This is a genomic window from Amycolatopsis sp. NPDC104587, from assembly GCF_055583645.1.
In genome coordinates this window covers 389,669-410,431 of record NZ_JBVJNO010000007.1, presented here as the reverse complement: position 1 = coordinate 410,431, position 20,763 = coordinate 389,669, and the positions used below count along the sequence as shown (strand labels likewise).

The 20,763-nt window shown below is 72.4% G+C and carries 19 protein-coding genes; 12 read left to right on the top strand and 7 right to left on the bottom strand.

Annotation, left to right across the window (positions count from 1 at the left end; all coding sequences use genetic code 11):
* Positions 1-4 precede the first annotated feature (4 nt).
* The 3 genes from ACZ61C_RS23960 to ACZ61C_RS23950 are packed head-to-tail and all read left to right on the top strand — an operon-like array spanning position 5 to position 3,398.
* The gene (locus tag ACZ61C_RS23960; RefSeq protein ID WP_465310021.1) at positions 5-1,513 is read left to right on the top strand and encodes an ArnT family glycosyltransferase; all 1,509 of its coding nucleotides are present in this window, start codon (positions 5-7) and stop codon (positions 1,511-1,513) included.
* Positions 1,510-2,778, top strand: a complete 1,269-nt coding sequence (locus ACZ61C_RS23955; RefSeq protein ID WP_465310020.1) for a sensor histidine kinase — start codon at positions 1,510-1,512, stop codon at positions 2,776-2,778. The genes ACZ61C_RS23960 and ACZ61C_RS23955 overlap by 4 nt, the downstream gene beginning before the upstream one ends.
* Positions 2,775-3,398, top strand: coding sequence for a response regulator (locus ACZ61C_RS23950; RefSeq protein WP_465310019.1), 624 nt, complete (start codon positions 2,775-2,777; stop codon positions 3,396-3,398). Before ACZ61C_RS23955 ends, ACZ61C_RS23950 begins: the two co-directional genes overlap by 4 nt.
* Here the strand turns inward: ACZ61C_RS23950 and coaE are convergent.
* Positions 3,395-4,579 (bottom strand): dephospho-CoA kinase, encoded by a 1,185-nt coding sequence (gene coaE / locus ACZ61C_RS23945; protein WP_465310018.1) that lies wholly within the window; start codon positions 4,577-4,579, stop codon positions 3,395-3,397. The genes ACZ61C_RS23950 and coaE overlap by 4 nt on opposite strands.
* 144 nt (positions 4,580-4,723) lie before the next feature.
* On the opposite strand from coaE, the gene ACZ61C_RS23940 reads away from it, so the two are divergent.
* Both ACZ61C_RS23940 and ACZ61C_RS23935 read left to right on the top strand, forming a co-directional pair.
* Positions 4,724-4,957: a hypothetical protein gene (locus ACZ61C_RS23940; RefSeq protein WP_465310017.1), complete on the top strand. Its 234-nt coding sequence runs from the start codon at positions 4,724-4,726 to the stop codon at positions 4,955-4,957.
* A 149-nt stretch (positions 4,958-5,106) separates the two neighbouring features.
* The gene (locus ACZ61C_RS23935) at positions 5,107-5,358 is read left to right on the top strand and encodes a hypothetical protein (RefSeq protein WP_465310016.1); all 252 of its coding nucleotides are present in this window, start codon (positions 5,107-5,109) and stop codon (positions 5,356-5,358) included.
* Positions 5,359-5,367: 9 nt separating this feature from the next.
* Here the strand turns inward: ACZ61C_RS23935 and ACZ61C_RS23930 are convergent, their stop codons facing one another.
* Entirely contained in the window at positions 5,368-5,814 is a 447-nt protein-coding gene (locus tag ACZ61C_RS23930) for an OsmC family protein (RefSeq protein WP_465310015.1), read from the bottom strand.
* Between the two features lie 5 nt (positions 5,815-5,819).
* On the bottom strand, positions 5,820-6,440 hold the full coding sequence (locus tag ACZ61C_RS23925) for an HD domain-containing protein (RefSeq protein WP_465310014.1): 621 nt from the start codon (positions 6,438-6,440) through the stop codon (positions 5,820-5,822).
* 181 nt (positions 6,441-6,621) lie between these two features.
* On the opposite strand from ACZ61C_RS23925, the gene ACZ61C_RS23920 reads away from it, so the two are divergent.
* The gene (locus ACZ61C_RS23920; RefSeq protein ID WP_465310222.1) at positions 6,622-7,236 is read left to right on the top strand and encodes a TetR/AcrR family transcriptional regulator; all 615 of its coding nucleotides are present in this window, start codon (positions 6,622-6,624) and stop codon (positions 7,234-7,236) included.
* 296 nt (positions 7,237-7,532) lie between these two features.
* Here the strand turns inward: ACZ61C_RS23920 and rpsA are convergent, their stop codons facing one another.
* Entirely contained in the window at positions 7,533-9,032 is a 1,500-nt protein-coding gene (rpsA, locus tag ACZ61C_RS23915; RefSeq protein WP_465310013.1) for a 30S ribosomal protein S1, read from the bottom strand.
* Positions 9,033-9,354: 322 nt separating this feature from the next.
* Here rpsA and ACZ61C_RS23910 point away from each other — a divergent pair, with 322 nt between their 5' ends.
* From ACZ61C_RS23910 to ACZ61C_RS23885, 6 genes are all read left to right on the top strand, one after another.
* On the top strand, positions 9,355-10,206 hold the full coding sequence (locus ACZ61C_RS23910; protein WP_465310221.1) for a class I SAM-dependent methyltransferase: 852 nt from the start codon (positions 9,355-9,357) through the stop codon (positions 10,204-10,206).
* Positions 10,203-11,114 (top strand): GNAT family N-acetyltransferase, encoded by a 912-nt coding sequence (locus ACZ61C_RS23905; RefSeq protein WP_465310012.1) that lies wholly within the window; start codon positions 10,203-10,205, stop codon positions 11,112-11,114. Before ACZ61C_RS23910 ends, ACZ61C_RS23905 begins: the two co-directional genes overlap by 4 nt.
* 20 nt (positions 11,115-11,134) lie before the next feature.
* Positions 11,135-12,061, top strand: coding sequence for a GNAT family N-acetyltransferase (locus ACZ61C_RS23900; protein ID WP_465310011.1), 927 nt, complete (start codon positions 11,135-11,137; stop codon positions 12,059-12,061).
* 102 nt (positions 12,062-12,163) lie between these two features.
* Positions 12,164-12,859 (top strand): ABC transporter ATP-binding protein, encoded by a 696-nt coding sequence (locus ACZ61C_RS23895; RefSeq protein ID WP_465310220.1) that lies wholly within the window; start codon positions 12,164-12,166, stop codon positions 12,857-12,859.
* Positions 12,856-14,751 carry a YhgE/Pip family protein gene (locus ACZ61C_RS23890; RefSeq protein WP_465310010.1) on the top strand — a complete coding sequence of 632 codons (1,896 nt, stop codon included), beginning with the start codon at positions 12,856-12,858 and terminating at the stop codon, positions 14,749-14,751. Before ACZ61C_RS23895 ends, ACZ61C_RS23890 begins: the two co-directional genes overlap by 4 nt.
* On the top strand, positions 14,748-15,320 hold the full coding sequence (locus ACZ61C_RS23885; RefSeq protein WP_465310008.1) for a TetR/AcrR family transcriptional regulator: 573 nt from the start codon (positions 14,748-14,750) through the stop codon (positions 15,318-15,320). Before ACZ61C_RS23890 ends, ACZ61C_RS23885 begins: the two co-directional genes overlap by 4 nt.
* A gap of 118 nt (positions 15,321-15,438) precedes the next feature.
* On the opposite strand, the gene ACZ61C_RS23880 is transcribed toward ACZ61C_RS23885, so the two are convergent.
* The 3 genes from ACZ61C_RS23880 to polA form a co-directional block, all read right to left on the bottom strand.
* Positions 15,439-17,040: a S1 family peptidase gene (locus tag ACZ61C_RS23880; RefSeq protein WP_465310007.1), complete on the bottom strand. Its 1,602-nt coding sequence runs from the start codon at positions 17,038-17,040 to the stop codon at positions 15,439-15,441.
* Positions 17,041-17,167: 127 nt separating this feature from the next.
* Complete coding sequence (locus ACZ61C_RS23875) at positions 17,168-17,701, bottom strand: EF-hand domain-containing protein (RefSeq protein ID WP_465310006.1); 534 nt, start codon at positions 17,699-17,701, stop codon at positions 17,168-17,170.
* Between the two features lie 296 nt (positions 17,702-17,997).
* Positions 17,998-20,748: a DNA polymerase I gene (gene polA / locus ACZ61C_RS23870; protein ID WP_465310005.1), complete on the bottom strand. Its 2,751-nt coding sequence runs from the start codon at positions 20,746-20,748 to the stop codon at positions 17,998-18,000.
* Positions 20,749-20,763: the final 15 nt, after the last annotated feature.

Genomic DNA, 20,763 nt, shown 5'->3' with positions numbered 1-20,763 from the left:
CACGATGGACGCCGTGACCACGGCCCCCGACCAGGTGAAACCCGGGCTCGCGCCCTTCGCCCGGCTCCCGGTCGCGCTGCTCGCGCTGGGCACGGCCACCGTCCTGCTGCTCACCGCCGGCCGCTACGGCTACTTCGGTGACGAGCTCTACTTCCTCGCCGCCGGCAAGCACCTGGCGTGGGGGTACGCCGACCAGCCGCCGCTGGTGCCCGCGCTCGCCTGGCTGATGAACACCCTCGCGCCCGGCTCGCTCGTGGTGTTCCGGCTGCCGGCGATCGCCGCCACCGCCGCCGGGGTCGTCGTCACCGCGCTGATCGCGCGGGAGCTCGGCGGGCGGCGCAAGGCGCAGGCCCGCGCCGCGGCAGCGTACGCGATCTGCGGGCAGTTCGTCGGCAGCGGCCACTACCTGGCGACGTCGACGATCGACCCGCTGCTGTGGACGCTGGTGCTGTGGCTGGTGGTCCGCTGGGTCCGCACGCGGGACGACGGCCTGCTCGTCCGGCTCGGTGTGGTGACGGCGGTGGCGCTCAACGACAAGCTCCTGATCGCCGCGTTCTGGGCGGTGGCCGGGCTCGCGATCCTGGTGTTCGGGCCGCGGGATCTCCTACGCCGTCCCAAACTCTGGCTGGGCGCGCTCATCGCTGCCGCGTCCCTGGTGCCCACGGTGCTGTGGCAGCACACGAACGGCTGGCCGCAGCTCGCCATGGGTGACGCCGTCGGCGCCGAGGTCGACGCGGCGGGCGGCCGCGAGAGCTTCGTCCCGAACCTGCTCGCCGGCGCGGGCTGGGTGATCGGCGCGCTCGGGGTGCTCTACGGCGTCACCGTGCTGGTGGGAAGCAACCAGCTGCGGCCGTACCGGTTCCTGGGCTGGACGGCGCTCGGCGTCGTCGCGGTGTTCCTCGTCGCGAACGGGCGGTTCTACTACGCGGCCGGGATGTTCGGTGTCCTGTGGGCCGCGGCCGCCGTCCACCTGGAAGCGCGCGAGCCGGCGAGGTGGTGGCGGTGGGTGCCGACGTGGCCGGTCTTCGTGCTCTCGGCGTTGTTCAGCCTGCCGTTCACGCTGCCGGTCTGGCCCGCGCACTGGCTCGCCGACCACCCGGCGGCGCCACGCCCCGCCTACGCCGCCGAGGAGATCGGCTGGCCGGACCTCACCGACGACGTCGCCGCGCTGTACCGGACCGCACCGCCGGGCACCGCGATCGTGACCGGCGGGTACTGGCAGGCGGGCGCGCTCGGCCGGTACGGGCCGGAGCGCGGCCTGCCCGAGGCCTACAGCCCCAGCAGGGGTTTCTGGTACTTCGGCCGACCTACCGACAACGCCGGCACCGTGCTCTTCGTCGGCTACGACCCCTCGAAGCTCGTAAAGCACTTCGGGACCGCTCGGATCGTCGGCCAGGTCGGCAACCGCCTCGGCATCCGCAACGCGAGTCAGCACATGCCGGTCTGGGAGCTCACCGGCCGGACGGCGAGCTGGGCCGAGATCTGGCCCTCGCTCAAGGACATGCGGGCGTGAGCCTGAAGATCGACTGGAGCCGGTCGCTCTGGCCGCCGTTCACGGCGAAGCCGGCCGGAGTCTGGGGACCGTGGCTGCACCGCATCGAGCGGTACCTGCCCTACGCACTGCTGGCCGTCTCGACGGGGATCAGCGCGGCGATCGGCGGGCACGACGGCCGCTGGTGGGCGACGACCGGCGTGCTGGTCGCGGCCACGACGTGCTGGCTGGTCCTGGTGGAAACCCTCGCGCCGCCGCGGCTGCGCGCGCACCCGGCGTTCGCCCTGCCCGCGTTCCTCGGTGTGCTCGGGCTGGGCAGCGCGCTCGAAGCCCGGGACGTCACGTTCCTGATCTTCGTGATCTTCGGCTTCCTGGCCGCGACCCGGCTGCGGCCGACCTGGCTCGCCTTCCTCGCGCTCGCGGCAACGTCGCTGCTGATCAACACCCTGGGCAACGGCGGGCCGGCGCACGCGCTGAGCGAGCAGCCCGGCATCGTGATCATGCTGGTCGTGGTGCAGACGGTGACCATCGGCGGGGGCGCGACGCTCTCGGCCGCGGTCGCGCAGCAGAACGAAGACCGCCGCCGCACGCTGGACGAGCTGGCCGCGGCACAGGCGGAAAACGAGGGCCTGCAACGGCAGCTGCTCGGCCAGGCCCGCGAAGCCGGGATCCTCGACGAACGGCAGCGGCTGGCCCAGGAGATCCACGACACGCTCGCACAGGGTTTCACCGGCATCATCACCCAGCTCGAAGCCGCCGCGCTGGCCGAGAACGAGCCGGCGGAATGGCGGCGGCACCTCGCTTCCGCCGCCGCGCTGGCACGCGAGAACCTGACCGCCGCCCGGCGTTCGGTGCGCGCGTTGCACCCCGCGCCGCTGGACACCGCCCCGCTGCCCGACGCGCTCGCGGACGTCGCGGCGAAGTGGAGCGAGCGGACCGGCGTGCCCGCCGAGTTCACCACCACCGGCGTTCCGCGGCGGCTGCACCCGGAGGTCGAGGCGGCGATCCTGCGGATCACCCAGGAAGCGTTGTCCAATGTGGACAAACACGCGTCGGCCGGCCGGGTCGGGCTCACGCTGTCCTACATGGACGGCGAGGTGACCCTCGACGTCCGCGACGACGGGGTCGGCTTCACTCCCGGCGCCGGCCCCGGCTTCGGGCTGGCCGGGATGCGCCGCCGGGTCCAGCGGCTCGCCGGTACGCTCCACATCGAGTCCGAAAGCGGCGGCACCGCGATCTCGGCCGCCCTCCCCGCCGTCCCGCCCCTGCCGGAGGCCTTCGCGTGACGATCACCGTGCTCATCGCCGACGACCACCCGATCGTCCGCGACGGGCTGCGCGGCATCTTCACCGGCCGCGGTTTCGAGGTCGTCGGCGAGGCGGCGAACGGCGCGGAAGCCGTGGTGCTGGCCGAGCGGCTGCGCCCCGACGTCGTGCTGATGGACCTGCGGATGCCGGGCACCGACGGCGTCGCGGCGATCACCGAGCTGGCCCGGCTGGGCAACCCGGCGCGGGTCCTGGTGCTCACGACCTACGACACGGACTCCGACGTCCTGCCGGCCATCGAGGCCGGCGCGACCGGGTACCTGCTCAAGGACGCGCCGCGCGAGGACCTGTTCCGCGCCGTCGAGGCGGCCGCCCGTGGGGAGGCGGTGCTCTCCCCCGCGGTCGCCAGCCGCCTGATGGGCCGGATGCGCGAGCCGGTCCGGGAACCGCTGTCCCAGCGTGAGCTCGAGGTGCTCACCCTGGTCGCCCGCGGTTCGACGAACAAGGAAACCGCGAAGAAGCTTTTCATCAGCGAAGCGACGGTCAAGACGCACCTGGTCCACGTCTACGCGAAGCTCGGGGTGAAGGACCGCGCGGCCGCGGTGGCCGTGGCGTTCGAACGCGGCCTGCTGGGCTCCTAGGGCGTCCAGCCGGTGGCCGTGGCCCACTTCTCCCCGCGGCCGAACGCGGCGTTGACCCAGTCCTGCTTCTCGTCGGCGTACGCCTCGACCGTGCCGTCTTCGGCGTGCGCGTCGGCCAGCCGCAGCTTCACGTCGCGGTAGTCGTCACGCTCGTCGGGGTTCGCGCGCAGGAAGTCGCGGAACAGCAGCGCGAGCCGCCAGGCCGGCGTCTCGGTGGCCCGGACGTGCAGGTTCACCGGCCGCCGCGGGTCGGCGCCGACGTGCAGCCGCTTCGGCCACGGCTCGCCGCCGTCCTGGGCGTCGTCGTACCAGTCGCCCCCCAGCCGCGGGAAGCCCGCGTCGGACAGCAGTTCCTTCAGCGCCTCGGCGTCGGCCAAGGTGGACACCGTCACCTGCAGGTCGAGGACGTCCTTGGCCGGCAAGCCGGGGACAGCGGTCGACCCGATGTGGTCGGCGCGCAGGGCCGGCTCCCCCGCCGCGGCGCGGACCCGGGCGAGCACCCGCTCGGCCTGCGCCGGCCAGGTCAGGTCGTACTCGGCGATCTTCGGCGACATCGGCGGGCGCGGGCGGCGCAGCCGGACGTTCGCCTCGAACGGCACCAGCCGGTCGGCCCACAGCGCGTCGACCTCGGCGAGCACGGCGTCTTCGGCGCCGCCGTTGTCCAGCCAGACGTCGGCGACGGCGCGGCGCTGCTCGGCGCTGGCCTGCGCGCGGATCCGCGCCCGCGCGTCCTCCTCGGCCATCCCGCGCGCCGACACGAGCCGCCGGACCCGCACCTCGACCGGCGCGTCGACGACCACGACCAGGTGGTACGCGGTCGCGAGGCCGTTTTCGACCAGCAGCGGGATGTCGTGGACGATGACCGCGTCCGGCTTGGCGGCGGCCATCAGCTCGCCGGTGCGGGCGCCGACCAGGGGGTGCACGATCGCGTTGAGCCGGTGCCGTGACTCGTCGTCGGCGAACGCCCGCGCGGCGAGCACGGGCCGGTCGAGCGAGCCGTCGGCGGCCAGGATGCCGTCGCCGAACTCCTCGACGAGCCGGGCGAGCCCCTCGGTGCCGGGCTCCACCACCTCACGGGCGATCCGGTCGGAGTCCACCAGCACGGCGCCGTGTTCTTCGAGCCGGTTCGCCACGGTCGACTTGCCGGCCCCGATCCCACCCGTCAACCCCACGCGCAACATGCCGATCACCCTAGTCAGGCCCCCGGGGAGACCGCTGGGTGCGCCCATTCGTGTGACGCGCCGGGCCGCCCCCGTAACGCGGGTAATCGTTTTCCGATGCGATGGGCAGCGGGCTGCCTCGCTCGCCGGGTCAGGGGAGGGACCATGAAGCTCGCGAAGATCGGCCAGGCCGCCGTCGCACTGCTGGGAGCCGGCGGGCTCGCCGCGGTGGCGCCCGACCTGCCGGCGGTGAGCCCGGCCGAGCCGGTCGGCGGCTGCCTGTCCGGCGTCTACCGGATCCAGGCCCAGCCGTCCCGCACGCTGTACGCGGTGAAGCGCACGTGGATCCCCTTCACCACGACGTGCGCGAAGGGCCAGGTCACGACCCCGCCCGCCTGACGGCGTCGTCGGCACACACGGACGGGTGATCCGCAAGACGATCGTGACGCGTGACTCAACCGATATCCGGACACGCCGCGTTGCTTACCCACGTTCTCCGGCCGAACTGCGTACCGTGCGCGCGACAGGGTCGCCTACACGGAGGAACGATGGCGAACAGCAAGCACGTCGGGAGGCACCGGCTCGGCACGCCGGGGCTGGTGCACTGCGTTCTTCATCGCCCGGTCGCCGAGGCCCTCGACGACTACCGGCGGACCTGGCTGAACGCCCTGCTGGTCCCGGCCAAGCACAGCTTCGCCGGGCTTCGCCGCAAGGCTCGCGCGGCCGCGCTCGAGCGCATCTGGGTCCCGGCGGTCGGCGTCACGACGGTGCGGCCGGTGGCCGCCGCCCGCGCCGCCTGACCACCCGGCTCACCGGCCGGTTTCGCGCGTCTCGATCGCGATTTCCGACGAGAGTGTGCGGTGCACCGGGCACTTGTCCGCGATCAGCATGAGCTTGGCGCGCTGGTCGTCGTCCAGCTCACCCTCCAGCTCGATCTCCCGCGTGATCCGGCTGATCATGCCGCGTTCGGTTTCGCACTTCGCGCAGTCCTCGGCGTGGATGCGGTCGTGGCGGAGCCGGATCGTCGCCCTGGCCAGCGGGAACCCCTTGCGGTCGGCGTACATCCGCAGCGTGATGGCCGTGCACGAACCCAGCGACGCGAGCAGCAGCTCGTACGGGTTCGGGCCGGCGTCGGCGCCCCCGACCGCGACCGGCTCGTCGACCAGCAGTGTGTGGCTCGACGTCGTGACCTGCTGCGTGTAGGTGCCGTCGCCGCTCGCGGTGACGACGACCGTGCCGGGCTCGGGGTGTGCCATCGGAGTCAGTCCTCCCAGGGTGAGTCCAAGATCGTGGTGACGAAGTCCTGCCGTTCGAAGCCTGGCACGAACCGCGCCAGGACATCGGCTTTGACGTTCCCGAAAGTCGTGTCGGGCCGGTCACGGATGCCTTCGGTGAACGCGGCGAGGATGCGCCGCTTGAAGTCCGGCCGCGGGTGCGCGGCGACCACCGCGGCCCGCGCCTCGGCGGGCAGGTCGTGGTATCCGATGCCCAGGACGTCGTACTCGACCCCGGCCGTCACCAGCGCGACCTCGGGTTCCATGTGCTCCGGGATGCCCGGCGTGGTGTGCAGCGCGATCGCGGTCCAGGCGACGCGGGCCTGCTCGGCGTCCAGGCCGTGGCCGAGCAGGAAGCGCCGGGCCTCGTCGGCGCCGTCGAGCTCGAAGCGCCGCTCGGTGCGGTGGCCGGCGACGAGCCCGACGTCGTGGAAGAGCGCCGCGACGTAGCGCAGTTCGGCGTCGAAGTCGAGGCCGCGCCGCCGGCCCTGCAGCGCGCCGAAGAGGTAGACGCGGGAGGAGTGGTTGTACAGGAGCGGGCCGAGGGTGTCCTTGACGAGCTCGGCGGCTTCGCGGGCGAGCGCGGTGTCGGGGATGTCCGTGGTCATGACGTCGACCTTGCCCGCGGCCGCGGTGCTCGGACCTGTGCCCAGCGGACGGGAACACCGCACATCCGGACATCCGGCGCATTCCCAAGAGGACGCGGATATCGTATCTTCTGCTGCGGGTGGGTCACCCGATCGGAGTTGTGCGCGAAGGGGGTGCGCCGTGGCCACCAGGCACCTGTCGATGCGCCCCGCCGAACAGGGCAACCGCGAGCGGTACCTCGACGCGGCGTTGTCGGTCCTGTTCGACCGCGGCGTCCCGGGACTGTCCGTGCGCGGGGTGGCCGAAGCGGCGGGCGCGTCCACGATCTCCGTCTACGCCCGCTTCGGCGGGCGCTCCGGCCTGCTCGACGCCTTGTACGAGCGCACTTTCGACTCGCTGCGGGAGATGCTGGAGGGCCTGCCGCCGTCGGGCGCGGACGGCGTCGGGGACCTGCTGCACCTGGCGCTCGAGTACCGGCGCTTCGCGCTGGAGAGCCCGGCCCGCTACGCGCTGATGTTCGAGAGACCGGTGCCCGGCTTCGACCCGGACCCGGCCCTGCGGTCGGCGGTGGTGCGGACGACGTTCGGCCTGTTCATCACCCGCGTCCACCGCGTGTGCCCGCCGGGAGCGGACCCGAAGGCGGCGGCGTACCAGCTGTGGACGGCGATGCACGGCCTGGTCGGCTCGGAGCTGATGCTGGCTTCGCGGACACCGCTGCCGGACTGGTTCATCCCGCCGACCGACGAGGCGAACGAGGAGATGTACCGCCGCGGGGTCACGGCGATGATGACCGGCCTGGGCCTGCGCAACCGCTGAGACGGGCCCGGCACGCACCCCATGGGGCAGGGGGCCGCTGGGGCCGGGCCTGCTGGGCCGGGGGCTGCTGGGGCCGGCGCCTGCGAACCCTACGGTCTCAGCGAACCCCGAGAACCGCGGCCGAGCCGGAGCAGGGACCGCACCGAAGCAAGCCTCGGAACGACCGGGCCGGACCGGGGTCGAGCCCGCGCCCAAGGCAGCCGCAAGACGGGCCAGGCTGAGCCGTCTCCGGAACGCAGCGAACCCCGGTCCGCCTGGACCGGGGTTCGCCGTGGTTCAGCTCAGAGCGCTACTGCTCACGCACCGCCGGAGAGCTTCTCGCGGAGAGCCGCGAGCTGCTCGTCGGAGGCGAGGGTGCCGCCGCTGCTCTTCGTGTCGGCCGGGGCCGAGCCCGAGGTGTAGCTTTCCGCGCCACCTTCGATGCCGGTCGCCGCGTCCGCCGCGGCTTCCGCGTCGGCCTCGACGGCCTTCTGGACCTGCTTCATGTGGGCCTCGTAACGGGTGTGCGCCTCCGCGTACTGGCGCTCCCACTCCTCACGCTGCTTGTCGAAGCCTTCCTGCCACTCCTGGGTGTCCGGGTCGAAGCCCTCGGGGTAGATGTAGTTCCCCTCGGTGTCGTACTCGGCGGCCATGCCGTACTGGGCCGGGTCGAACTCGGTGTCCGGCGTGACACCCTCGTTCGCCTGCTTCAGCGACAGCGAGATGCGACGGCGCTCGAGGTCGATGTCGATGACCTTGACCATGACGTCGCCGTTGACCTGGACGACCTGCTCCGGGATCTCCACGTGGCGCTCGGCCAGCTCGGAGATGTGGACCAGACCCTCGATGCCCTCTTCGACACGCACGAACGCGCCGAACGGAACCAGCTTGGTGACCTTGCCCGGCACGATCTGGCCGATCGCGTGGGTGCGGGCGAACTGGCGCCACGGGTCTTCCTGGGTCGCCTTCAGCGACAGCGAGACGCGCTCGCGGTCCATGTCGACGTCCAGGACCTCGACCGTGACCTCCTGGCCGACCTCGACGACCTCGGACGGGTGGTCGATGTGCTTCCAGGACAGCTCGGAAACGTGCACCAGGCCGTCGACGCCACCCAGGTCCACGAAGGCACCGAAGTTGACGATGGACGACACGACGCCCTTGCGGACCTGGCCCTTGGCGAGCGCGTTGAGGAACTCGCTGCGCACCTCGGACTGGGTCTGCTCGAGGTAGGCGCGGCGGGACAGGACCACGTTGTTGCGGTTCTTGTCCAGCTCGATGATCTTCGCCTCGAGCTCGCGGCCGACGTACGGCTGCAGGTCGCGCACACGGCGCATTTCGACCAGGGACGCGGGGAGGAAGCCGCGCAGGCCGATGTCCAGGATGAGGCCGCCCTTGACGACCTCGATGACGGTGCCCTTGACGGGCTCGTCCTTCTCCTTGAGCTCCTCGATCGTGCCCCAGGCGCGCTCGTACTGCGCGCGCTTCTTGGACAGGATCAGACGGCCTTCCTTGTCCTCCTTCTGGAGAACGAGGGCTTCGACCTCATCGCCGACGGTGACAACCTCAGCCGGGTCGACATCGTGCTTGATGGAGAGCTCACGCGAGGGGATGACACCCTCGGTCTTGTAGCCGATGTCGAGCAGGACCTCGTCGCGGTCGACCTTGACGATCGTGCCTTCGACGATGTCGCCATCGTTGAAGTACTTGATGGTCTTGTCGATAGCCGCGAGGAAGTCTTCCTCCGACCCGATGTCGTTGATGGCGACCTGCGGGGCCCCGATGGGGGCGGTCGGGGCGGTGGCGGTGTCGGTGGTCATTAGGCGGGTTGCTCCGGTGGATGGGATCGAGGGTTGGCAGTTGTCGGCGCGATGGGGTGTGAGGAGCATGCGACGACCCTGCGAGCAAACGTCCACCAGTGAACGACCGCGGCATGACCCGCAAACGGTGCGCGACCCGAGCCCGACCAGAAGCTGAGCGGAAGGCAGCGCGAACCCACTGCGCTAACACTTATCCTACGCGGCGGTCACCAGGCGGCACAATCAGGGTCCCCCGGCGATCGCTAAGGTCCTCGCGAAGGCAAACGCACCCAGGAGGACGCAGGTGGAGCGGGCACCGGCGGCCGGGACCGGAGACACCATCATGCCACCGAACGACCCGGCCGCGCCGGGCCGCCACGACGCCGCCGAGCAGCGGCTGGGCACCACCGCCGTCGCCTACCGCGAGGTCGGCGGGGCGGAGGCCGCGGCCGCGAACCTCGCCTGGTGGGACGCCGACGCCGACGACTACCAGGCCGAGCACGGCGGCTTCCTCGGCGACGCCGACTTCGTCTGGTGCCCGGAAGGGGTGCGCGAGGCGGACGCGCGGCTGCTCGGCGACGTCCGCGGCAAGCGCGTGCTGGAGATCGGCTGCGGGCAGGCCGCGTGCTCGCGCTGGCTGGCCGCGGAGGGCGCCGACGCCGTCGCGACCGACCTGTCCGCCGGCATGCTGCGCCACGCGCAGGAGGGCAACACGCGCACCGGCGTCGCCGTGCCGCTCGTGCAGGCGAACGCCGAGCACCTGCCGCTCGCGTCCGGCAGCTTCGACGCGGCCTGCTCGGCGTTCGGCGCGATCCCGTTCGTGGCTTCGGTGGACGCGGTCTTCGCCGAGGTCCACCGGGTGCTGCGGCCGGGCGCGCCGTGGGTGTTCTCGGTGACGCACCCGATGCGGTGGATCTTCCCGGACGACCCGGGCCCGCAGGGGCTGACCGTCACCCAGCCGTACTTCGACCGCACGCCGTACGTGGAGGTCGACGACGAGGGCACGGCCACCTACGTCGAGTACCACCACACGCTCGGTGACTACGTGCGCGCGCTGGCCGCGGCCGGGTTCACCGTGACCGACCTGGTCGAGCCGGAGTGGCCCGAGGGGCACACGCGGGTGTGGGGCCAGTGGAGCCCGCTGCGCGGCCGGCTCTTCCCGGGCACCGCGATCTTCCGCACGCGCCGCTCGTGAACCCCCTGGAGGAACAGCAGAACGCCCGGTTCGCCGCGCTCGACCCGCTGCTCCCGCCGATCGCGCCACCCCCGGCGGCGAACGAGCCGCTCGTGGTCACCACCGGCGGGCGGCGGGCCGGCGGCCTGCTCACGCACGTCGTGCACGCGCCGGGGTCGTGGCCGGCACTCTGGGGGCCGCTGGAGCTCTGGGACCTGACGCCGGTGCCGGGCGAAAGCGGCGCGGCGGGCCTCGCGGCGCTGCTGGACGCGTGGCGCGAGCGGATGCGCGGGACGCCGTTCAACCCGGACTCGGGGTGCTCGGTCACCTGGCCGAGCCGCGACGCGGAAGGGTCGGCGGTCCTGCTGGCGCACGGCTTCGCGCCGATGACGTGCCTGGCGGTGCGCGCCCCTGGCCCGCCCGCCGACGACCGGCCGTCGCGGGTGTCGGTCCGGCTCGCCGGCGACGCCGACGTCGAAGCCCTGACCCGGCTGCGGCTCGCGGAATGGCAGTACACGTCGCTGGTCGGCACCGCGGTGCACCGGCCGGGCGCGCGGGCGCTGCTGCGCGCGGAGGTCGCCCGTTCCCTGCGCTTCAGCGGGCTGGTCTGGCTCGGGGAAGACGACGGCGCGCCGGCCGGGATGGCCGCCTGCGCGCTGACCTTCCCGGCGTGGGGCGACAGCATCCACGGCCGGCTGCGGCCGGGGCGCTGGGGGTACGTCGACACGCTGTCGGTGGCGCCCGGGTCCCGCGGCGGCGGGGTGGGCCGGACGCTGATGACCGCCGCCCATCGTGAGCTGGCCCGGCGCGACCTGGAAGGTACGTTCCTCTTCTACCACCCGGCGAACCCGCTCTCCCCGGTGTTCTGGCACCGGCAGGGTTATCGTCCACTGTGGACCATGTGGATCCGGCGCCCCGCCTGGTCCTGACCGCGACCCCAGGGGGACCCATGGACATCGCCGGCCCGCTGTTCGCCGCCCACCGGGCGCGCTTCGCCGCGGTCGACGCGCTGCTGCCGCCCGCCGCGCCCCCGGCCGAGGGCGAACGGCTGGACGCGGCGACCGCGGACGGCACCCGGGTCACCGCGGTGCTGCAGCGGGAGCGGCTGGCGCCCGGCGACGTCCCGATGCTGTGGGCGGCGGCCGACACTTGGCAGCTCTTCCCCTACTTCGGCGCCACCGGCACCGAAGGCGCCGACCTCCTGCTGCGGGCGTTGAAGGGCCGGCTGGAGACCGAGGAGACCGGCGACGACTCGGCGTGCGTCGTCGTCTGGCCGAGCCGGGACGCCGAGGCGATCCGCGCCTACCTCGACCACGGCCTGGTCCCGCTCGGCGCCCTCGGCGTCCGGACCGCGCCGCCGGTCGAAGACACGACCGGCGCCGCCGTCGCCGTCCGCCGGGCCGGGCCGGGCGACTTCGCCGCCGCCCTGGAGCTGGCCGCGGCGACGTTCGACTACACCGGCCTGGTCGCCGTGCCCCGGCGGGCCAACACCGCGGACCTGCTGGCCCCGGCCCTGCGGGAGGCCCTCGACGCCGACGAGCCCGAGGTCTGGCTGGCCGAGGAGGCCGGCGAAGTCCGCGCGCTGGCGCACTGCGCGTGGGTCGACGTGTCCCTGGGCGGCGAGGCGGCCGAGCTGCTGCCGCTGGGCCGCTGGGGCTACGTGAACAACGTCGTGACCGCGCCGGGCGAGCGCGGCGGCGGCTTCGGCCGGGCGCTGATGGCCCGCGTGCACCGGGAGTTCCACGAGGCCGGCGCCACCGGCACCTACCTCTACTACAACCCGACCAACCCGCTGTCCTCGGTGTTCTGGCACCGGCAGGGCTATCGTCCACTGTGGACGACGTGGGAGGTGCGCCCGGCGTCCGCGCTGCGGTGAGTCACCCGGTGGTGTGACGTGCGTCCGGTGATCTTGCCGCGGGCGCCGGCGGGGACTAGCTTTTGAACTGACCGGTCAGTTCAAAAGATGCTGGAGCCTCCCGTGCAGGTCCGAGCCGATCGGGTGTCCCTCGAAGGGCACCACGGCACCTTGTTACCGCCCACCTCGCTGACCGTCGGCGAGGGCGACCTGGCGATCGTGCACGGCGAACCCGGCGTCGGTGTCACCGCGTTCGGCCTCGCGCTGGCGGGCCGGCTCAAGCCCTCCACCGGCACCGTGCACGCCGAAGGCGCCGACGCTCCCCTGCCCGGGCTCGTCGCGATCGTCGACGCGCCCGGGGTCAGCGAGCCCGACGAGGCACTGAGCCTGCGTGTGGTCGTCGGCGAGGAGCTGGCGCTCGCCCACCGCCCGGCGGGCAAGGAGGACGTCGCCCGCTGGCTGGCCGGGCACGACGCCGCGCCGTACGCGGGCACGCGGTTCGAGAACCTCGCGCCCACCCTGCGCACCCGGCTGCTCACCGAGCTGGCCGCGGAGCGCAAGGGCGTCCGCGTGCTCGTGCTGGACACGCCCGACCGGCACACCAGTGACGTCGGCAGCTGGGCCGGGCTCGCGCGGGAGCTGGCCGAGCGAGGTCTCGCCGTGGTCGTGCTGACCGCGACGACACCGCTGTCCGCCCTGCCGTTCGAGCCCGCCCGCATCGGCTCGGCCGAGCAACCGGAGCCGCAGCACCACTCTCCTGAACCCCAACCCGAACCCACCGAAGAGCTCCCCGTGAGCACTGACGGAGTCGAAGAATGAACGCCTTCCGGATCGCCCGCAACGAGCTGCGCCGCCTGTCCACCGGCACGATGCCGAAGCTGGCGCTGGTCGCGCTCGTGCTGGTGCCGCTGCTCTACGCGTCCTTCTACCTGTACGCGAACTACGACCCGTACGGCCGGCTGGACAAGCTGCCCGCCGCCGTCTTCACCAGCGACACGGGCGCGCAGGACGCGAGCGGCCAGCAGCGCAACGTCGGCCGCGAAGTCACCGACGAGCTGGTCAAGTCCGGCACGTTCCAGTGGCACGAGGTGTCCGAGCAGGAGGCCCGCGACGGCGTCCGCGACGACAAGTACTCGTTCGCCATCGGCATTCCGAGCGGCTTCTCCGCGGCGCTGCTGTCGGTCGGCAACTTCCAGCCGCAGCAGGCGACGATCACGCTGACCACCAACGATGCGAACAACTACCTGTCCGGCACGATCGCGAAGCAGGTCGCCGAGCAGGTGCGCAAGACGATCGCGGAGAAGGTCGGCAGCGAGGCCGCGGACCGGTTCCTGGTCGGCTTCTCCACCATCTACGGCAAGATCCAGGAGGCCTCGACCGGCGCCGCGCAGCTCGCGGACGGCGCCACGCAGCTCAAGTCCGGGCAGCAGCAGCTCGCCAGCGGCGCTTCGCAGCTCGCGGACGGCTCGGCGACGCTCGCCACCGGCCTCGGGACGTTGAAGAGCAGCACCGCGGACCTGCCGTCCCAGACGCAAAAGCTCGCCGACGGCGCTTCTCAGGTGGCCACCGGGGACCAGAAGGTGGCCGACGCGGCTTCGCTGGCCGCGACGGCGTCGTCCGACATCCAGGGCAAGCTCGACGGCTACCGCACCCAGCTCGTCACCGACCTGCGCGACGCCGGGGTGCCGGAGGCGCAGATCCAGGCGATCGTCGCGAAGGCCGACCAGCTGCGCTCCCCCGTCGACCAGGCCAACGGCAAGATCCAGCAGGCCAACGGCGACCTCGCGAAGCTGGCCGACGGCGCGCGGCAGGTGTCCGACGGCGCGGCCAAGCTCGCCGCGGCGTCCCCGCAGCTGGCGAACGGCATCGCCCAGGCCTCCGACGGCGCGAACCAGCTGCGTGACGGCGCCGCGAAGCTCAACGACGGTGAGAAGACCGCCGTCACCGGCACCAACCAGCTCGCGGACGGCGCGGTGAAGCTGCGCGACGGGCTTTCGGCCGGGCTCAAGGAGATCCCGAACCCGGACGACCCCACCCGCTCGGCCACGGCGAACACGATCGCGGACCCGGTGGCGGTCAACGCCAACGGCGAGGCGTCGGCGGGGACCTACGGCGCGGGCCTGGCGCCGTTCTTCATCTCGCTGGCCACCTGGATCGGCGCGTTCGTGCTGTTCCTGATCCTGCGCCCGCTCTCGACGCGCGCGCTGACCGCGGGCGCGTCCCCGTTCCGCGTCGCGGTCGGCGGCTGGCTGTCCTCGGCGCTGCTCGGCGTCGCCCAGGTGGTCGTCCTGTTCGGCGCGGTGACGTGGCTCGTCGGCATCCACATCGCCCACCCGCTGGGCGCGATCGGGTTCGCGGTGCTCGTGTCGCTGACGTTCACGTCGGTGGTGCACGCGCTCAACGCGTTCTTCGGTGCGGTCGGCAAGTTCCTCGGGCTGGTGCTGCTGGTGCTGCAGCTGGTCAGCGCGGGCGGCACGTTCCCGTGGCAGACGATCCCGGACGCGCTCTACCCGCTGCACGTGGTGCTGCCGATGGGGTACGCCATCGACGGCTTCCGCCACCTGTTCTACAGTGGCGCCACCGTGCAGATCCTGGGAGACATCGGCGTGTTGCTGGCCTACCTAGCAGGCGGGGTCCTCGTGTCCACGCTGGCCGCGCGCAAGCGTCGCGTTTGGACGGTGTCGGCCCTCAAGCCCGAGCTCAGCCTGTGAGCGGCGCGACCAAGCAGAAGCTCTTCGAGGCCACGCTGGAGCTCTCGAAGAGCCGGGGCCTGGTGGGCCTGACGGTCGACGACATCGCCGCCGCGGCGGGCGTCGCCAAGGGCACGGTCTACTACAACTTCGGGTCGAAGGACGGGCTGGTCGACGCGCTGCTGCGCTACGGCGTCGACATGCTCGCCGGGCAGCTGCGCGCCGCCGTCACCGACGCGGACCCGCTCGAGGTGATCGAGGCGCAGGTCGACACGACGCTGGAGTTCATCGCCCGGTACCCGGGGTTCTCGCAGATCCTGGTGAGCGAGCTGTGGCGGACACCGGGTCAGTGGCACGACACGCTTTCGCTGCTGCGCGAGGAAATCATCTCGATCGTCAAGGACCAGCTGTCCCGGCTGGAGTCGGCCGGGCGGCTGCCGGAAGGCGTGCAGATCCCGACCGCGGCGGCCGGGCTGTTCGGCACGATGCTGGTGGTGGCGCTGGACTGGCAGGTGTTCGGGCCACAGCGGACCCGGGCGGAGGTCCGCGACGCGGTGATGGTGCTGATCCGCGGTTTGGGACGCCGCTAGACCGCCCCCGGCCGAGCGCCCCAAGGCGGCCTTGGTTGCGTCAGACGCACCGAAGGCCACATTGGGTGCGTCAGACGCACCGAAGGCCACATTGGGGCGCTCGGGTCCGGCCGGGAAGTCAGGCGCGGTCCTCGATGCGGGCCCGCACCGCCGCCGCGTAGCTGTCCACCGCCGTTGCCGCCGCGGTCAGCTCGCAGGGGCCGTCGATCAGCAGGCGCTTCGCCGGGACGTACGCCTGCTCCAGCTCCGGGTCGCCGTCCAGGCCCTGCTCGCGGGCCAGCTCGTGGTCGCCCGCGAGGCGGGCGCGCAGCTCCTCGCGGCGGGCGACCAGGCCGTCGAGCACCGCTCGCTGGCGACGGCCGTCCTCGACCGCCGGGGCCACCGCGTGCTCGTGGCTGTCGATGTGGCGCTCCACCCACTCCGCGTCGCCGTCGACCTCGGCCGAGCGCAGCTGCTTGAGCGCGGCACGCAGCCGCTGGGCGCGGGCCGGCAGCATCGCGACGCCGGTGAAGCGCGTCGCCACGCGCAGCTGGTACGCCTCGATCTCGCCGAGCTCCTCGACGGACTGGGTGAGCACGTCGAGCCGGCCCGACAGGTCGTCCGCGGCCGGGCGGGCCTGGAACGTCCCCGCCTGCACCGCCGCGACCCCCGGCGACGACTCCTCCCGGAACCCCAGCAGCAGCCGCAGCCCGAGCTCGGCCGCGCGGCCCGCGAGCGGGGCGAGCACCTCGCCGACGAGCCGGTCGGGCTCGGCGGAGTCGTCGATCGCGTCGACGACGAGCGTGCGGCCGGCGACCCCGGTGGTGAGCCGGTCTTCGATGCGGTGCCGGACGGCGTCGGCCGTGCGGCCGGTGGCGTCGACGGCGAGGTCGACGCTGCCCGCCGGCGGCATCGAGCCGAGCGTCGGCGGCAGGCCGGGGACGCCGAGGGAACGCTCGCGGTCGGCCAGCACGATGCCGAACCGCAGCGCAGCCGCGACGGGCGAGCCGGCCTCCCCGGTGTCGACGACCCAGACCGTGCCGGGCTCGGCCTTGGCGAACCAGTCCGCGACGCTCTGCACGAAGGAGACGTCGACCGCTTCGCCGACCGGGCGGGAAAAGCTGGGGTCGACGGCCGGGCTGCCCGAGGTCCAGATGCTCAGCTGCGGCAGGTGCCCCAGCATCGTCTCGACGGGCACCATCCAGGTGCCGGTGTCCTTGCCGACGACCATGCCGACGACGTGCCCGGTCGCCTCGTCGAGCACGGCCGTGCCGCCGAACCCGGGGCCGATCGGCTCGGCTTCGGCGGTGCGGAAGAGGCGGACCCATTCGCCGCCGGTCTGTTCCGGGCCGCCGAGGCGCGCGTGGGTCCAGCGGCCGACCGACCCGGGCGGGAAGCCGAACGCGCGGACGAGCTGGTGCTCGCCGAGCGGCATGCGGTGCAGCGGGGCGCGGAACACGCGGGATTCGGGGCGTTCCAGGCGCAGCAGGGCGAGATCACCGTGGCCGCCGCCGTCGGAAGGCACCCAGCACCCCTCCACGACGGTGGCGGTGCCGGGCAGGGCTTCGGCCAGTCCGACGAAGTCGACGCTCAGCGCGGACCGCGGTCCCCCGGCGGCTTCGACGACGTGCGCGCTCGTGAGCACGTGGTACTCGTCGAGCACCGTGCCCGCCCCGCAGACCCGGCCGAGTTCGTCGTGCAGCCGAACCCGCCAGCGTCGCCGTTCACGCTCGAACCCCATTCGGCGGACCCTACGCCGTGATCGCCCGCCGGTGAGCGCCGACCTCCCTACCCAGCGGTAATGGCTCACCCGAACGGAGTCCTCCGTTCGTCGTAACGCCAAGGGGTTTGGTGTCCCGGTGAGTGGTTCAGACCCGGCCGAACACCCAGCTGCCGGGCGCGGCCGGATCGTCGCCGGCCCAGAACTCGTACCAGTGGCCCGAGAACTCGGCCCGGGAGATGCGGCCGTCACCGTCGGTGTCGAGGAGGGCGAAGATCTCGTCGGTCGGCGCGTCGAGGCCGTTCCAGGCGGTGATCATGCGGTGGTACTCGGCGGCCGAAATGGTGCCGTCGCCGTTTTCGTCCACCGCCTCGAACATCGCCGCCGCGGTGCCGGTGACCGCGGCCGGCATCTGCGGCAGCCCGTCGACGACGTCGAGGACCTCGTCGAGCGAGACCTTGCCGTCGCGGTCGCGGTCGGACGCCTCCAGCAGCGTCGCCCACCAGCCCATCATGATCGAGGCGAGCTTCTCCCCGTCCGGGGAGCCGCCGTCGGTGCCGCGCACCTCGAGCCATCTCGTGGTGAGGGCCCGGAAGTCGGACTCCGTGAGGTAGCCGTCGTCGTCGGCGTCCATCGCGCCGAAGATGCCGGAGATCTTGCGTCGCTGAAAGTCACTGGCCATGCCGGACAGCTTCGCCGCCGCCGGCGCCGCCCGACGACGTCCGCCCGAGTACACCCGCGCCACGACCCGGTGATTCGGGTCGTGGCGCAGAGTGAACGGGCCCCGGCCGACCGAAACCGCGCACCCGTTCCCCACGCCCGGGCGACCCGGCTACCGGAGGCCGACCGGCGGTCGTGAGCGGTGATTAGGGTTAGAACCCGAATTGCCACTCACGACCAGCTGCGGCAGACCGGCGTCCGGGACCGTCTCGGCAGGCGTCCTTCGGCCGGACCGCGCAAAGACCTGGCCCTGCAGTGTTAGTGCGCGGCTTCGTTCCAGGACCGGCCGTAGCCGACCGAGACCTCCAGCGGCACGGCCAGGTCGTAGGCCGAGCCCATGCCCTGGCGCACGAGCGCCTCCAGCTGCTCCCGCTCGCCGTCGGCGACCTCGAGCACGAGCTCGTCGTGGACCTGCAGCAGGATCCGGCTCTTCAGCTTCGCCTTGACCAGCTCCTGGTGGACGGTGAGCATCGCGACCTTGATGATGTCCGCCGCGCTGCCCTGGATCGGGGCGTTCAGCGCCATCCGCTCGGCCATCTCGCGGCGCTGGCGGTTGTCGCTGTTGAGGTCCGGCAGGTACCGGCGGCGGCCGAAGATCGTCTCGGTGTAGCCGCACTTGGCCGCCTCGCCGACCACCGAGTGGAGGTAGTCGCGCACGCCGCCGAAGCGGGCGAAGTACGCCTCCATCTGCTCCTTGGCGTCCTCGGTCGAGATCCGCAGCTGCGCCGAAAGCCCGTACGCCGACAGCCCGTACGCGAGGCCGTACGACATCGCCTTGACGCGGTAGCGCAGCTCCGGCGTGATCTCCTCCGGCGGCAGCGAGAACGCCCGCGACGCGACGAACGTGTGCAGGTCCTCGCCGGAGTTGAACGCCTCGATGAGGCCCTCGTCCTTCGAGAGGTGCGCCATGATCCGCATTTCGATCTGGCTGTAGTCCGCGGTCATCAGCTCGGTGAAGCCCTGGCCGACGACGAACGCGTCGCGGATGCGGCGGCCCTCTTCGGTGCGGACCGGGATGTTCTGCAGGTTCGGCTCGGTCGAGGACAGCCGCCCGGTGGCCGCGATCGTCTGCAGCAGGGTGGTGTGGATGCGGCCGTCGTCGGCGACGGACTTGATCAGTCCTTCGACCGTGGTGCGCAGCTTCGTCGCGTCCCGGTGCTCCAGCATGTGCTGCAGGAAGGGGTGCTCGGTCTTCTCGAACAGGCCCTGCAGCGCCTCGGCGTCGGTCGTGTAGCCGGTCTTGGTGCGCTTGGTCTTCGGCATGCCGAGCTCGTCGAACAGCACGACCTGCAGCTGCTTCGGCGACCCGAGGTTGATCTGCTTGCCGATCACCTCGTACGCGGCTTCGGCCGCCTGCGTCACGCGCGACAGGTAGTGCGCTTCGAGCGTGGTCAGCTGTTCGAGGTCGACGGCCACGCCGGCGATCTCCAGCTCGGTGATCACTTCCAGCAGCGGCAGCTCGAGCTCGGCGAGCAGCCGCGCGCCGCCGATCTGCTCCAGCTCCTTCTCGAGCGCGCCGCCCAGCTCGAAGATGGCCCGTGCCTTGACCAGCTCTTCCTGGATCTCCTTCTGCTCCAGGCCTTCCGCGCCGCCGTCGAGCAGCGACAGCTGCCCGTCACCGCCGTCGGTCTCCGAACGCAGCTCGCGGTGCAGGTAGCGCAGCGCGAGGTCGTCCAGCTCGAACGTGCGCTGGCCCGGCCGCACCAGGTAGGCGGCCAGCGCGGTGTCCATGCCGAGCCCGGCCAGTACCCAGCCGCGGGCGCGGATCGCGTGCAGCGGGACCTTGAGGTCGTGGCCGGTCTTGCGGATCTTCGGGTCGGCGAGCCACGCCGCCAGGGCCGTGTCGTCCGCCTGGTCCATCGCCGTGACGTCGACGTACGCGCCTTCACCGTCCGCCGCCGCGAAAGCCACCGCCCGCAGGTCGGAGCGGACCGAGGCGCCGGCGGTGCGGAAGGCCAGCGCGACCGGCTCGCCACCGGCCGCGTGCGCGGCGAGCCACGCCCCGAGCGCGCCGGGGGCCAGTGCGTCACCCGAGACCTCGAAGCCCTCGTCGGCCTCGGGTTCGGCGCTCTGCAGCGTCGCGAACAGCCGGTCGCGCAGGACGCGGAACTCCAGCTCGTCGAACAGCGCGTGCACCGCTTCGCGGTCCCACGGGCGCAGCTCCAGCCCCGACGGGCCGACCTCCAGCTCGACGTTCCGGATCAGCTCGGTGAGCTGGCGGTTCAGCTGGACCGAGGACAGGTGCGCGCGCAACGCGTCGCCCGCCTTGCCCTTGACCTCGTCGACGCGGTCGATCAGGTCGTCGAGCGAGCCGAACTGCTTGATCCACTTGGCCGCGGTCTTCTCGCCGACGCCCGGGATGTTCGGCAGGTTGTCCGACGGGTCGCCGCGCAGCGCCGCGAAGTCCGGGTACTGCTGCGGGGTGAGGCCGTACTTCTCCTCGACGGCGGCCGGGGTGAACCGGGTCATCTCCGACACGCCGCGCTTCGGGTACAGCACGGTGACCTGCTCGGTGACCAGCTGCAGCGCGTCGCGGTCACCCGTACAGATGAGGACGTCGAAGCCGTCGGCCGTCGCCTGCGTCGTGAGCGTGGCGATGATGTCGTCGGCTTCGAAGTTCTCCTTCGTCAGCGACGGGATGCCGAGCACGTCGAGGACCTCCCGCACCAGGTCGACCTGGCCGCGGAACTCGTCCGGCGTCGTGCTGCGGTTCGCCTTGTAGTCGGCGAAGGTCTCCGAGCGGAACGTCTTGCGCGAGAGGTCGAACGCCACCGCCAGGTGCGTGGGCGCCTCGTCGCGCAGCAGGTTGATGAGCATCGACGTGAACCCGAAGACCGCGTTCGTGACCTGCCCGGTCTTGGTCTTGAAGTTCTCGGCGGGCAGCGCGAAGAACGCGCGGTAGGCCATCGAATGACCGTCGATCAGCAGCAGCTTCGGCTGCTCCGCGCTGGTTCCGGTCGCGGTGGTTCCTGTGGCGTTGGCAACGGTCGTCTTCTCACTCGGGCTCACGGGGCCGAGTCTAGG